Source organism: Microcoleus sp. Pol8_D6 (assembly GCF_036700965.1).
In the GTDB taxonomy this organism is placed as follows: Bacteria; Cyanobacteriota; Cyanobacteriia; order Cyanobacteriales; family Microcoleaceae; genus Microcoleus.
Genome location: NZ_JAUBPW010000012.1, coordinates 22,287 through 36,021, shown reverse-complemented (window position 1 = coordinate 36,021; position 13,735 = coordinate 22,287). Strand labels below are relative to the sequence as shown.

General features: G+C 44.5%; 11 protein-coding genes. 9 read left to right on the top strand and 2 right to left on the bottom strand.

All coding sequences use genetic code 11. The features are described 5' to 3' along the window. Positions 1–69 precede the first annotated feature (69 nt). The 6 genes from QUA10_RS07330 (at position 70) to QUA10_RS07305 (ending at position 6,710) form a co-directional block, all read left to right on the top strand. Positions 70–2,103 (top strand): carbamoyltransferase, encoded by a 2,034-nt coding sequence (locus QUA10_RS07330; RefSeq protein WP_333082015.1) that lies wholly within the window; start codon positions 70–72, stop codon positions 2,101–2,103. 117 nt (positions 2,104–2,220) lie between these two features. Continuing rightward, positions 2,221–2,628: an SxtJ family membrane protein gene (locus QUA10_RS07325; RefSeq protein ID WP_333082014.1), complete on the top strand. Its 408-nt coding sequence runs from the start codon at positions 2,221–2,223 to the stop codon at positions 2,626–2,628. After that, entirely contained in the window at positions 2,629–2,793 is a 165-nt protein-coding gene (locus tag QUA10_RS07320) for a DUF5989 family protein (protein WP_190657062.1), read from the top strand. A 4-nt stretch (positions 2,794–2,797) separates the two neighbouring features. After that, the gene (locus QUA10_RS07315; protein ID WP_333082013.1) at positions 2,798–4,030 is read left to right on the top strand and encodes an SGNH/GDSL hydrolase family protein; all 1,233 of its coding nucleotides are present in this window, start codon (positions 2,798–2,800) and stop codon (positions 4,028–4,030) included. 13 nt (positions 4,031–4,043) lie between these two features. Beyond that, positions 4,044–5,369, top strand: a complete 1,326-nt coding sequence (locus QUA10_RS07310) for a hypothetical protein (RefSeq protein ID WP_333082012.1) — start codon at positions 4,044–4,046, stop codon at positions 5,367–5,369. 6 nt (positions 5,370–5,375) lie between these two features. Beyond that, entirely contained in the window at positions 5,376–6,710 is a 1,335-nt protein-coding gene (locus QUA10_RS07305) for a hypothetical protein (RefSeq protein WP_333082011.1), read from the top strand. A gap of 67 nt (positions 6,711–6,777) precedes the next feature. Here QUA10_RS07305 and QUA10_RS07300 read toward each other — a convergent pair whose 3' ends face one another. Next, entirely contained in the window at positions 6,778–8,106 is a 1,329-nt protein-coding gene (locus QUA10_RS07300; protein ID WP_333082010.1) for a hemolysin family protein, read from the bottom strand. A gap of 416 nt (positions 8,107–8,522) precedes the next feature. Here QUA10_RS07300 and mfd point away from each other — a divergent pair, with 416 nt between their 5' ends. From mfd to QUA10_RS07285, 3 genes are all read left to right on the top strand, one after another. Further along, the gene (gene mfd / locus QUA10_RS07295) at positions 8,523–12,086 is read left to right on the top strand and encodes a transcription-repair coupling factor (protein WP_333082009.1); all 3,564 of its coding nucleotides are present in this window, start codon (positions 8,523–8,525) and stop codon (positions 12,084–12,086) included. Positions 12,087–12,200: 114 nt separating this feature from the next. Further along, the gene (locus QUA10_RS07290; protein WP_333086212.1) at positions 12,201–12,866 is read left to right on the top strand and encodes an S-layer homology domain-containing protein; all 666 of its coding nucleotides are present in this window, start codon (positions 12,201–12,203) and stop codon (positions 12,864–12,866) included. A 5-nt stretch (positions 12,867–12,871) separates the two neighbouring features. After that, positions 12,872–13,009: a hypothetical protein gene (locus QUA10_RS07285; protein ID WP_333086211.1), complete on the top strand. Its 138-nt coding sequence runs from the start codon at positions 12,872–12,874 to the stop codon at positions 13,007–13,009. 1 nt (position 13,010) lies between these two features. On the opposite strand, the gene QUA10_RS07280 is transcribed toward QUA10_RS07285, so the two are convergent. Beyond that, positions 13,011–13,727, bottom strand: coding sequence for a heme oxygenase (biliverdin-producing) (locus QUA10_RS07280; RefSeq protein WP_333082007.1), 717 nt, complete (start codon positions 13,725–13,727; stop codon positions 13,011–13,013). Between the last annotated feature and the right edge of the window lie 8 nt (positions 13,728–13,735).

The window sequence follows — 13,735 nt, the reverse complement described above, 5'->3', positions numbered from 1 at the left end:
TATGCAGCTATAATCGTTAGCTATTCTAAATAGTCAAAAGCAAACGCATTGCGATTTGTGAGGAGAGCGATGAACATACTTGGAATCTCGGCGTATTATCACGACAGCGCCGCAGCCTTAATTCGCGACGGAGAAATTATAGCAGCAGCGCAGGAAGAAAGATTTTCTCGCAAAAAGCATGACGCCAGATTCCCTAAGAATGCGATCGCTTATTGCTTAAAAGAAGGGAAAATAGATTTGCGGGAACTCGATCGAATAGTTTTTTACGACAAACCTTTAGTCAAATTCGAGCGCCTTCTCGAAACCTATTTAGCCTACGCACCCCAAGGTTTTCGCTCTTTCCTAGCAGCCATGCCGATATGGCTCAAAGAAAAGCTTTACCTCAAAACCATGCTCAAAAAAGATCTGGCAGCAATAGCAAACTGCAAAACGAATAAACTGCCATCTCTGCTATTTACCGAACACCACCAATCCCACGCAGCATCGGCATTTTTCCCCAGCCCGTTTCAAAAAGCAGCCGTTTTGTGCCTCGACGGCGTGGGCGAGTGGGCAACAACCTCGGTTTGGTTGGGAGACGGCAACCAACTGACACCTCAGTGGGAAATCGATTTTCCCCACTCCTTGGGTTTGCTTTATTCAGCTTTCACTTATTACACCGGCTTCAAAGTCAACTCTGGCGAATACAAACTCATGGGTTTAGCACCTTACGGCGAACCCAAGTATGTAGACAAAATTCTCAACTATTTAATTGACCTCAAAGATGACGGAACTTTCCGTTTGAACATGGATTATTTCAACTATACTGTTGGCTTAACCATGACAAACAAGAAGTTTGACGAACTGTTTGAAGGGCCACCACGTCAAGCTGAAGGAAAATTGACTCAGCGAGAAATGGACATTGCAGCTTCCATTCAAGTTGTTACCGAAGAAGTTGTTTTGCGGCTTTGCAGAACAGTTAAAAAAGAATTGGATGTCGATTATCTTTGTATGGCCGGCGGCGTTGCTCTCAACTGTGTTGCTAACGGCAGACTCTTGCGGGAAGGTATTTTCAAAGATATTTGGATTCAGCCGGCGGCGGGAGATGCTGGCGGTGCTTTGGGCGCGGCTTTGGCGATTTGGTATCAGTATTGCGAACAAACTCGCACTGTGAGCGCGAACTCGATACCAAATAGTATAGAATCCCTCAAAACTGAACTTGTCACTGCAAATGCAGCGGTTGAGGAGAGGACTGAACTTGTCACTGCAAACCCAGCGGTGGCAACTGTGGCAGCGGTTGAGGAGAGGAATGAAATTCTCACTGTCAACCCAGCGGTGGCAACTGTGGCGAAGTCGGTTGCTCATTTAACTTGTCACGACCAAATGCGGGGCTCTTATTTGGGGCCGAGGTTTACTGACGCAGAAATTCTCGAATATTTGGATGCTGTCAAAGCCAGCTATCACCGACTGGATGATGCCGAATTAATGCCACAGTTGGCTGAGATTTTGGAACAGGGAAATGTGGTGGGATGGTTCCAGGGGCGGATGGAATTTGGGCCGCGGGCTCTGGGCGGTCGATCGATCATTGGCGATCCCCGCAGTGCTAAAATGCAGTCTGTGATGAACCTGAAAATTAAATATCGGGAATCTTTTCGACCTTTTGCTCCGTCAATCTTAGCCGAACGAGTTGCGGATTATTTCGAGATTGACCATTCTAGTCCTTATATGCTATTAGTAGCACCTGTCAAATCCAGTCTCCGCATTCCGATGACTCCCGAACAAGAGCAGTTGTTTGGCATTGAAAAGCTCAACATTCCCCGTTCCGAGATTCCGGCTGTCACCCACGTCGATTACTCGGCTCGCATTCAAACTGTTCACAAAGAAACGAATCCTCGCTACTATGACTTAATCAGCCATTTTGAAAAGCGATCGGGCTGTTCTATTGTGGTAAATACTTCTTTCAACGTTCGAGGCGAACCCATTGTTTGCACTCCAGAGGATGCTTACCGCTGTTTCATGCGAACCGAAATGGACTATCTGGTTTTGGAAAATTACTTGCTTCCCAAGTCCGAACAAATTCCTTGGAAACAAGATGATGCTTGGAAAAATGAATTTGAACTAGATTAATTATTAGTCAGTTGGCAGTGGGCAGTTGTGAGTTGTTAGTTGGCAATTGTCATTCTTCCTTTTTCCTTCTTCCCTCTTCCTTCTTCCCTCTTCCTTCTTCCCTCTTCCTTCTTCCCCATGAGCGACGAAATTAAAAAACTCGACAAAAAAGGCTTGCGCGATTTCGGGCTGCTAATTGGCGGCTTGATTGGAGTGCTGTTCGGTTTAGCAGTACCTTTACTGCGGCGGCATTCTCTACCTTGGTGGCCTTGGGCAATCTGCGGAGTGCTGGTACTGCTAGCATTGGTTGCGCCGAAATCGCTGAATCCCGTTTATCACGGGTGGATGCGCTTTGGAATTATTCTTAACAAAATCGAAACGCCGATCGTCCTAGGGATAGTTTTTTACCTGATAGTTTGGCCGATGGGAGTTATTAAAAACCTCTTGGGCGAAGATGCAATGCGGCGAAAACTCAATCCTAAAATGGATACTTACCGCGTCCCAAGTAAAGCAAGAACAAAAGTTAGTATGGAGCGTCCTTTTTAAGTGTTTGAAGCAACTTTAGATTTTCTCAAAGATTTGTGGGCGTTTATGAAAGAACGCCAAAAGTATTGGCTGTTGCCGTTAATTGTGACTTTAGTCTTTTTAGGAGCTTTGATTGTATTGAGTCAGGGTTCTGTGATTGCTCCATTTATTTACACGCTGTTTTGAAATAATGAGCAAGTTGAAAAATTTGGGTGTCAATTTGGGTTTGACACTCGGCGGTTTATTGATGGGGGTGGTAATTGGTGAAGTGGGATTGCGAGTTGCTAAAGTTGAGGGCTATCCAAAAATAGGAGATTTCGTAGAGTCGGCGCCAACTCGTTTTCACACTTCCGATCCAAATTTGGGCTGGAAGCTAAAACCTGGTACGTCGGGGGAGTGGAATGGGGAAGGTGCGAGTTTTGTGCAGGTGAATAGCGAGGGTTTGCGCGATCGTGAACATACAAAAGCAAAACCTCCAAATACTTTGCGCGTTGCGGTTTTGGGCGATTCTTTCACCGAAGCAATTCACGTACCTGTCGAACAAACTTTCTGGTCAAAATTGGAACGAAAGTTAGGCACCTGCGAAGCTGTTAAGGGACGCAAAAATGTTGAGGTAATGAATTTCGGGGTGCAGGGCTACGGTACTGCTCAAGAATTGATAATGCTGCGAAAAAAAGTATGGGATTACAGTCCTGATATTGTAATTCTTGCTTTTTTTATTGGCAATGATGTGATAAATAATTCGCCGCAATTGGAATACGATCGCTACCGACCATTTTTTGCTTATGATGCTAGCGGCAAGTTAGTACCGGATATGTCTTTTCGCAATCTGGCACCGATCGACCGCAACGAAAGAGCAGTTTCCTTTGTAGACCGGATGCCCAGTTTGATCGTCAACAATTCGCGCATTTTGCAAGTCATTAAAAAGGTAGACTTAGATCGGAAAAAGCGGGAGTTATCCGGGCATTTTACCACTTTAAGTACCCTGAACCTCAAGGAACCTCAAAATGCAGCTTGGGAAGAGGCGTGGAGGGTGACAGAGGGTTTGATTGTGACGATGCGGAATGAAGTCGTGCAGAAAAATGCTGATTTTTTGGTAGTGACAATCGGCGATCCGATGCAAGTTAGACCGGAGGCCGATCGGCGAAAAAATTTTATGAAAAAAAACAACATTCAGGATTTGTTTTATCCCGATAGGCGGCTGGAAAATTTGGGCGCGCGCGAGGGTTTTCGGGTACTAAATTTATCGGAACAGATCCAAGGTTACACTGAAAAATATCAAGTCTGCGCCCACGGTTTTGATAATTCTGTACCCTGTGGGGGTCACTGGAATGAACTCGGACACCGACTGGCTAGTATCCTGATTAACCGAAATTTGTGCGAAAATTTGAAGCAGTCTCAAGTACCCAAAAAACAACCGTAACCAGTCAAATTTCATGAAAGATTCAACGGCTTTGAAAAAAGGCAAAAACATATTAATTATAGTCGCGGTTAATTTGGCGATAGCCTTTATTTGTCTGGAAGCTTTATCGCTAGCTTTTTATTTTATCAACCAAAAGCAGTTTTTTTATACCAGAACTAAAGCCAAAGAAAAAGTAGTAGAAGATATTGAAAGGAGCGGCATTAGACTTGATGAATCTATCGTAGAAAGACTGCACCCACTTTTTGGCTATGTACTCAAACAAGGTGCTTTCACTAATGAAAAATTAAAGTTAAAAGTCAACAAACACGGCTTTTTTTCACTCTACGAATATCCGTTTATTAAAACCAATAAAAATCAAGTTATTATCGGAGTTTTTGGCGGTTCAGTTGCGAATAACTTTGCAGTCGATGAATACGTAAATCGCCGATTGTCTAACAAATTGAAGAGTTATCCAGAATTTGCCAATAAGGAAATTATTGTCTTAAATTTTGGCAACGGGGGCTACAAACAGCCCCAACAATTATTAATTTTAAATTACTTTCTGGCGTTGGGTCAAGAGTTAGATTTAGTCATAAATATTGATGGTTTTAACGAAGTAGCACTGTCAAATTTAAACAACAAAGCTCAAGTAGAAATAGGAATGCCCAGCGTTCAGCACATACAGCCTCTGACTGGTTTAGCCAACAACAACTTGTCACCGGAAGCGATGATCTCGATCGTGAAAATTAACGAAAACAAAAAACAATTGAAAGCAGGTATTGACAAATTGCAAACTTGTCAACTTGCTTTGTGTCACGCTGTCACCTCGCTACAGGTGAAACAATTAGTCAACAATTACCAGCAAGCCGTTGTCAAGTACGATTCGCAAGTCAAACAATCCAGCCCAGAAACCGCAAATAGCGGTATAGTATACATTCCCAAAGCTGACTTTGTTTTGCAGGATGCCGCTGCTTTTGACAAAATGGCATCGATGTGGTATCAATCGTCGATCGGGATGAATCAAATTTTATCAAGTAGAAAGATTAAGTATTTTCACTTTCTCCAGCCCAACCAGTATTATCCCACTAAGCGAGCGTTTACCGCCAAGGAAAACGAAATTGCGATCGACCAGAAGAGTCCTTACATTGAAGGTGTGAAAAAAGGTTATCCAGTATTGTTGTCCAAAGTCGATGATTTGCAAAAAGCTGGGGTTAATGTTTTTAGCGCAGTGAATATTTTAGACAATACAAAAGAAACGGTTTACAAAGATGCCTGCTGCCACTATAATTCTGTCGGAGAGGAAGTATTGGCAAACTATGTTTCTAGTTCCATTATTAAAGTAGTAAGAGAGTCGAAATAGATGTTTATGAAAGATTTAAAATTTCTCAGAAAAGGACAAGGCTTTCTAAAAATAGCTTTGATTAACTTAGCGATTTTACTTGTTTTCCTCGAACTTGGCTCCTTGGCATGGTATTTTGTCAAGCACAAGCAATTTTTCTATACTAGAGAAAAGACGCAAGATAAGTCGGCTTTAGGAATTAATTTAGAAGGAGTGCGGCTGAATCAGTCTATTGTTGAAAGGTTTCATCCTTTTTTTGGGTTCATTCAGAAACCCAGCGCTGATTTTAGACCTGGTTTTAAAGTCAATAATTATGGATTTATTTCTCCTTATGATTACCCTTTGAAAAAAACAAATAAAAATCAATTTATTATTGGAGTTTTTGGCGGTTCTGTGGCTTCTAATTATGGAATATTTGAGGTTCAAAATAAAATTTTACCTCAATACCTCAAGCAGTTGCCCGGTTTGAAAGATAAAGAATTTGTAATTTTGTCTTTTGCTACCGGAGGCTACAAACAACCGCAGCAATTATTAATTTTAAACTATTTTTTGGCTTTAGGGCAAGAACTGGATCTGGTTGTCAATATAGATGGTTTTAATGAAGTAGCACTTTCTAATTTAAACAATAAAAATCAAGTCGATTTGGCGATGCCAAGCATTCAGCATATTTTGCCACTGACTAACTTGGCTAATAATAGCCTTTCTACCAAAGCGATGAAAACAACTATTAGAATCCAAGAAAATAAAGCTAGGATTAATCAAGGTTTGTCAAGTTTGCAAAACTGTTTTTTTGCTGCGTGCGATGCTTTGACTTCGGTTTACGTTCAAAATCTAGTTAATAACTATAAAACCGATGTCATTAAGTTTGAAAAAGAACGGAGTCAACCAAAAAAAGATGACAGTGGTAGCGTTATTTACATCAATACTAATAAGTCTGTTTTACAAGATTCATTAGCTTTTGAACAAATGGCACAGAATTGGGTTAAAAGTTCAATTTTTATGCACAAAGTTCTGTCTGCTAGTAATGTGCCTTATTTTCATGTTCTTCAGCCTAATCAATATTATCAGACGAAAAGGGTGTTTGGTGAAGGCGAAAAGCAGATTGCTTTTAACAAGGATACTCCTTATGCTAAATCTGTACAAATTGGATATCCGGCTCTTTTCAAGAAGTTTCCGAATTTGGAAAAAAATAATATCACTCTAGTGAATGCGGTTAATGTTTTTGACAAGACTAAAGAAGCTGTTTATGTAGATAGCTGCTGCCACTACAATCAAGCTGGAGAGGTGGTTTTTAGCAATTATCTGGGCCGTTCTATTCTGGAATCTTTGCGGAAAGATGAGGCTAGAAGCAAAAAGAAGTAGGTCTGAAATATCCGCTGAATGGTGGATGTAGGGTGCGCCTAGCGCACCTTACCGCTGAGTTTAAATTTTAGGTTTTTGCTTGGGTTTTAGGTCGATCACCCGTTGAGTCGATCGGCATTACCAAGATTTTATCAACTCGATTCCCGTCCATATCGACTACTTCCACGCGCAAACCGTTCCACTCAAAATGCTCTGCTGCTGTGGGAATTTTGCCCAAATTTGTAATCACAAAACCGCCCATTGTGTGGTAACTTCCTTTGTGTTCTGCTGACTCTTCGATTCCAAATAGCTCAAAAAAATCTTCGACTGCTAGCATTCCGTCTAACAGCCAAGAACCGTCTTCGCGCTGGACGGTTTGAGGTTCGTCAGCATCTTCAATCGAGGGAAAGTCGCCAACGAGTTCCACTAAAATGTCGTTGACTGTAACCAATCCTTGAATGACGCCGTATTCGTCTACTACCAAGGCAATTTGATTGCTAGATTGTTTGAAAAGTTCTAATACTTTTAAACCTCGCGTGCTTTCCGGTACAAATAACGGTCGTCGTAAAGAAGCGCTTAAATCTAGCGGTTGACCAGTTAAAGTCCGAGACAGCATATCAGTAACGTGTACTAAACCGACAACGTTGTCGAGTCCTCCCTGACACACGGGAAACCGAGAATGACCACTGCCGAGCATTTTTTGGCGGTTTTCTTCCACTGAGTCGTCGAGGTCGAGCCAGGTAAGATCGGGACGCGGAGTCATTAAGGCGCTGACTCGCCGATCGCCCAAACGAAACACTCTTTCCACCATATCTTGTTCGGCTTCTTCAAAGGTTCCGGCTTCTGTTCCTTGCTCGATCAAAACTTTAATTTCTTCCTCTGTAACTTGCGGTTCTGTAGAAGGCACAATCCCCATGATCCGCATCACTAAGTCAGTGGAATAACTTAACAGAAAAACCGCCGGAGCGCCAATTTTTGAGAGCATTCGCATGGGAATTGCTACGCTTGAGGCGATGGGTTCCGGGTTGTTGAGCGCTAGCCGCTTCGGCACAAGTTCGCCGATAATTAGGGTCAGATAAGTGATCGTTAAAACTGCTACTACTGAGGCGATCGTCTGAGAGTAGGGCGCGAGGGCAGGGATCAGCCGCAACAAAGGCTCTACCCTTCTAGAAATCGTCGTTTCTCCGAAAGCGCCCGACAGAATGGCCAGCATCGTAATCCCGATTTGAACTGTCGGCAAGAACTGATTGGGGGCATTAGCCAGATCCAAAGCTACGCGGGCATTGATCGAACCTTGGTTGGCCATCTGTTGCAGTCTCACCTTCCGTACAGAGATGATGGCCATCTCTGACATTACAAATAAGCCATTGAGGAAAACCAGTAGGAGAACAATCAGAATATCGGTACTTGGGGACATTTCTAAAATTTTCGGTAGTAACGGCAAAGCGCTGTGCCCGGTTAGTCGATTTTAGATTTTAGATTTTAGATTGACGACGCCGCCAGTATCTGGGGGATTTCCCTAATGTCTAAAATTCTTCGATCTTCACAACTTGAGTCGGGGGCTTGTATCCGTCTTTGGGTGCAGTCACAGGAGAGGTCTGGAAGCTGCGAATCTCGATCGCAAAATCGAAATTTTTTCTAAGCCTGGCCCTATATTAACGGAACTGGCTCGATCGCGATCGCAGGATCGACATATTAAAGCAGAAATCTATCTCTAGTTAAGTTCCCATGCGTCAACAGCAGAGCGGCACAATCATGGATGTTTGTCGTACAATCTCCTTAACAGGCAAAGGGAAAGAGCCTTCGCCGATCAGGGATTAAAATTAAAAGCGCATGACTTTCTCTTCAATAATTCGTACCCTCGGGCGATCGCCCCTAGCAACAGAACTCCTCAACAAGCTCAAGCGCCATCGCTACGTGCAACTGTCCGGCATCGCCCGTTTGCCTAAAGCTTTGGTAGCTTCCGCCCTCGCACAGCAAGAGGGGCGAAACTTATTGGCAGTAACGGCTACTTTAGAAGAAGCCGGCCGCTGGGTTGCCTCTTTAGAGGCGATGGGCTGGCAAACCGTACATTTTTACCCGACTTCGGAGGCTTCACCCTACGAGCTATCTTACTCCGACGAGAACGAAATGACGTGGGGACAAATGCAGGTGCTGGCGGATTTGGTCGAGAAACAAGAAACAAACGCTAATTCTAAGCCGATCGCGATTGTAGCTACCGAAAGAGCTCTCCAGTCTCACTTGCCCCCACCTGCTGCTTTTGAACCCTACTGTCTGACGCTGAAGCGAGGTGCGGTTCAAGACTCAAAGATACTGGATCGTCAACTGGTGTCGATGGGGTACGATCGGGTGACTCTGGTGGAAATGGAGGGCCAGTGGAGTCGCCGGGGCGATATTGTCGATGTCTTTCCCGTAGCGGCGGAGTTGCCAGTGCGGCTGGAATGGTTCGGAGATAATTTGGAGCAAATTCGGGAGTTCGATCCGTCTTCCCAGCGATCGCTCGATAAGGTCGATCGATTAGTTTTAACTCCCACTAATTTTAACACAATTATTAAAGCAGTTTTATCTGAAAAAAATATTGACGAAATTAACCAACTAGGCTCTGTAGACCCAGAAAATGAAGCCGAAAAATTTGTCCGCAGGCTGTTGGGTTTAGCGTTCGAGCAACCTGCATCTTTGTTGGATTATTTGACAGAAACTACTTTAGTTGTTATTGACGAACCGCAAGGGTGCGAAGGTCACAGCGACCGCTGGTATGAGAATGCACAGGAACAGTGGAATAATTGCAATCGGGAATCGGCAGTTGCTGGTGAGGCTACAGAAAAATTGCCAATTGCTAATTTGAAAGTTCCAAAAATTCACCGCACGTTTGCTGAATCTATGGCAGATGTCGCAGCTTTCGAACGGCTAGAACTTTCAGAATTGGCAGAAGATTCTACTACTAAAAAAATTCAAAACTCTGCCGAGGGCGACCAGCTACCGTCTGCGATTAATTTGGCTTCTCGGCCTGTGCCGGTGATGCCTCACCAATTTGCGAAGCTGTCTCAAATGCTCAGGGAAGAGCGCGATCGGGGTTTTACCATTTTTCTGGTTTCGGCTCAACCGAGTCGATCGGTTTCTCTGCTGTCGGAACACGACTGTCCGGCTCAGTTTGTGGTGAATCCACGCGATTATTTGGCGATCGACAAGTTGCAATTGCAGCACGTTCCGGTTGCTTTGAAGTACAGCGGGGTGGCCGAATTGGAAGGTTTTATTCTGCCGACTTTTCGGATAGTTTTAATTACCGATCGGGAATTTTACGGTCAGCATTCTCTCGCTACTTTTAGCTACGTCCGCAAGCGCCGTCGTGCTGCTTCTAAGCAAGTAGACCCGAATAAATTAAGCCCTGGTGATTATGTGGTTCACCGCCAGCACGGAGTGGGCAAATTTATCAAGTTGGAACGTTTGACGATCGATCGCGAAACTCGCGAATATTTGGTGCTTCAATACGCTGACGGTACTCTGAGAGTGGCAGCCGATCAATTGGGCGCTTTGTCGAGGTTTCGGACTGTAGGCGATAAAGTACCCGATCTCAACAAGCTGACAGGCCAAACTTGGGAAAAAACTAAAACAAAGGTTCGCAAAGCCGTTAAAAAATTGGCAGTGGATTTGCTGAATCTTTATGCTAAAAGAGCTAAACAAACAGGTTACGCTTTTCCTCCTGATATGCCTTGGCAACAAGAATTGGAGGATTCTTTTCCTTACCAGCCAACCCCCGATCAGTTGAAGGCAACTCAGGATGTGAAACGCGACATGGAGGGCGATCGACCGATGGATCGCTTGGTCTGTGGCGATGTCGGTTTTGGTAAGACAGAAGTTGCTCTGAGAGCAATTTTTAAGGCGGTTACGGCGGGCAAGCAGGTGGCTTTGCTCGCGCCGACGACGATTTTGACCCAACAGCACTATCACACGCTCTCGGAGCGTTTTTCCCCTTATCCGATCGAAGTTGGTTTGCTCAATCGCTTTCGGACTGAAACCGAGCGCCGGGAGATTCACAAGCGTTTGGCGACTGGGGAATTAGATGTGATTGTGGGTACTCAAGCTGTTTTGAGCAAGGCGATTAAATTTCGGGATTTGGGCTTGTTGGTGGTGGATGAAGAACAGCGGTTTGGAGTTAAGCAAAAGGAAGCAATTAAATCTCTCAAAACAGAGGTAGATGTTCTGACTCTGACAGCAACGCCGATTCCCCGGACTTTGTATATGTCCCTCTCGGGGATTCGCGAGATGAGTTTGATTGCGACTCCGCCTCCCAGCAGACGCCCGATTCAGACGCATTTGGCTCCCTATAACGCAGAAACGGTGCGCTCGGCAATTCGTCAAGAATTGGACAGGGGCGGTCAGGTGTTTTACGTGGTGCCGCGGATTGAGGGGATTGATGAGTTGGCCGCTCAGTTGCAGGAGATGGTTCCGTCTGCCAGAATTGCGATCGCCCACGGTCAAATGGAGGCGTCGGAACTAGAATCAATCATGCTGACTTTCAGTGCGGCAGATTTCGATATTTTGGTGTGTACGACGATTATTGAGTCGGGTTTGGATATTCCGCGAGTCAATACTATTTTAATTGAAGACGCGCAGAAGTTTGGTTTGGGTCAGCTTTACCAGTTGCGGGGACGGGTGGGACGCGCGGGGATTCAAGCTCATGCTTGGCTGTTTTATCCCAAGCAGAACCAACTTTCTGATGCTGCAAGGCAGCGGCTGCGCGCAATTCAAGAGTTTGCCCAGTTGGGTTCTGGCTATCAGTTGGCTGTCCGAGATATGGAAATTCGCGGTTCGGGTGATGTTTTGGGTACTGAACAATCTGGTCAAATGGAGGCGATCGGTTTTGATTTGTATGCTGAAATGTTAGAGGAAGCCATTCGGGAAATTAAGGGTCAGGAAATTCCGAAAGTTGAGGACGCGCAAATTGACCTAACTTTGACGGCGTTTATTCCTGCCGATTACATCGCAGATTTGGATCAAAAGATGAGCGCTTACCGGTCTGTGGCTTCTGCTAATACTCCTGAAGAATTACAGCAGATTCAGGCTGATTGGTGCGATCGCTATGGGCCAATTCCTCTGCCAGCCCAGCAACTTATCCGTGTGGTCGAACTCAAACAAATTGCTAAAAAAATCGGTTTTTCTCGTATCAAACCGGAGAATAAGCAGAACATAGTTTTGGAAACGGCGATGGAAGAGCCTGCTTGGAATTTGCTCAAGGCTAATTTGCCGGAACATTTGCGCTCTCGTTTTGTCTACAGCAAGGGGAAGGTTACTATTCGAGGTATGGCGGTTTTGACGGCCCAAAAGCAATTGGATAATTTGATTGATTGGTTGGGTAAAATGCAGGGCGCTTTGCCGGAAGCAAATGTTGGATTTTAATATATAATCCCCAAATCTAGCGCACCGCCGAAACCACAGAATAATACCGAGGGAACCGGAAAAAATATTACTGCTGTTTTCATGATTGTTTTAGCTACAGAAAGGATTAAAATCGTGAAAAGGTTAGTGAGTATTTTTTTGGCTATCGCCCTACTGCAAGGAGTGCCTATGGCGGTTCAATCTCAAGAAATAATTGACCCGATCGACCGGGTTGTAAGTGCAGGGTTGATGAATAAAGATGCCAGTGGCAATTTTAATGCTGAGGGTCTTGTCAGTCGTGCTGATTTGGCGGTGATTTTAGTAAAAACTTTTGGTTTGGAACGGCGGAAAACCGCTCAGAAAGCGGATAAAGAATTGCCGGACGTACCGAAGAGTTACTGGGCTTACAGTGCGATTCAAACTGTTTTGAAAACGGGAACAATGAGTGGATATCGCGACAGAATGTTTTTCCCTAATCAAAGGGTGACTCGCGCGGAAGCTTTAGCGATTTTTGCTCAAGCTTACGGGGTTTTTCAGTTTCCTGATGCCAGCATTTCCGAGATTTTAGCTAAGTATCCAGATGCAGGCGAAATTCCTAGTTGGGCTAGAAAGTCTATAGCTACTGCACTTTATGAAGGGTTTGTTAATGTTGATATCGCAACTAATAAGATTAATCCTTTGAAACCGATGACTCGTGGGGATATCGCTTACGCTTTGAGCAAGTATTTGGAGCGGCAGGTAAGACCGAGTTCTTTGCCTGTCCCGGACGAGGAGCCTCCTGATCGCGGCGTGGGAAGGTGATAGTGTTGAGTTGTGAGTTAAAAAGTCGATCGCCCATCATGCAAAATCCCGGAGCTTTGGTGACTGTAAAAGCAGCCATCAAACCCCCAGGATTTAAGTTTTTCCTCTTAAACGAGGCTCAAATTATCCCCAGTGAGCTTTAACTCAATCAGCAGTAGCCAATTCGGTACTGGCGCCACCGCGCTTCCGCGTCAGAGTATTGAAAAGCATCTGACCAACTGCTTTAATCAAATTGCCTTCTAACTCCATGAACATCTTCATGTTCATGCCAAAAGCTGCATTAGCTTCGTCAACAATTCGTTCTGCTGTTGCTTCGTCAATCGGCAGTTCATTCATTGCCTGACGGTAGTTAGCCTTGAATTCTTTTTCATCAGGAATATCCTGGAATTCATAGAAAGCAGTGCCTTCTCCCTCGGAAAGATTCATCCCGCGCTGGGCAATTCCCTTCAGGATTTGTCCGCCGGATAAATCGCCCAAGTAGCGAGTGTAAGAGTGAGCTACTAACAGTTCCGGGGCAGTCGCTGAAATCTCGCGAATTCGCTCCACATAAGCTTTAGCTGCAGCTGACGGAGCTACTTGTTCGCGCCAATTCGCACCGTAGTAGTAAAATAAATCTTGCTCTAAGCTTTGTTTGCGATTCAACTCAGAAAAGTAAATTTTTGAAACAACCGGATGCTGCTTTTGGCGTTCCATTTCCTCTTCCATTGCCGAGTAGACAAAGTAGAGGTTTCCTACTAACTTCCGGTAAGAAGTTTTTTCTACAACGCCTTTTAAAAAACACTTGACAAAACCGACGTTTTCTGCCATTGTGTGGGACTTTTTGGTTCCCTCACGCAATTTGGTCGCTAAATTGATGCTCATGCTATATT

Bases quoted from the DNA above. Each gene is read 5' to 3' on its own strand.
- mfd (WP_333082009.1), top strand. From the start codon at position 8,523: ATGACTTTCTCTTCAATAATTCGTACCCTCGGGCGATCGCCCCTAGCA.
- QUA10_RS07325 (WP_333082014.1), top strand. From the start codon at position 2,221: ATGAGCGACGAAATTAAAAAACTCGACAAAAAAGGCTTGCGCGATTTC.
- QUA10_RS07300 (WP_333082010.1), bottom strand. From the start codon at position 8,106: ATGTCCCCAAGTACCGATATTCTGATTGTTCTCCTACTGGTTTTCCTC.
- QUA10_RS07280 (WP_333082007.1), bottom strand. From the start codon at position 13,727: ATGAGCATCAATTTAGCGACCAAATTGCGTGAGGGAACCAAAAAGTCC.
- QUA10_RS07305 (WP_333082011.1), top strand. From the start codon at position 5,376: ATGAAAGATTTAAAATTTCTCAGAAAAGGACAAGGCTTTCTAAAAATA.
- QUA10_RS07330 (WP_333082015.1), top strand. From the start codon at position 70: ATGAACATACTTGGAATCTCGGCGTATTATCACGACAGCGCCGCAGCC.
- QUA10_RS07310 (WP_333082012.1), top strand. From the start codon at position 4,044: ATGAAAGATTCAACGGCTTTGAAAAAAGGCAAAAACATATTAATTATA.
- QUA10_RS07315 (WP_333082013.1), top strand. From the start codon at position 2,798: ATGAGCAAGTTGAAAAATTTGGGTGTCAATTTGGGTTTGACACTCGGC.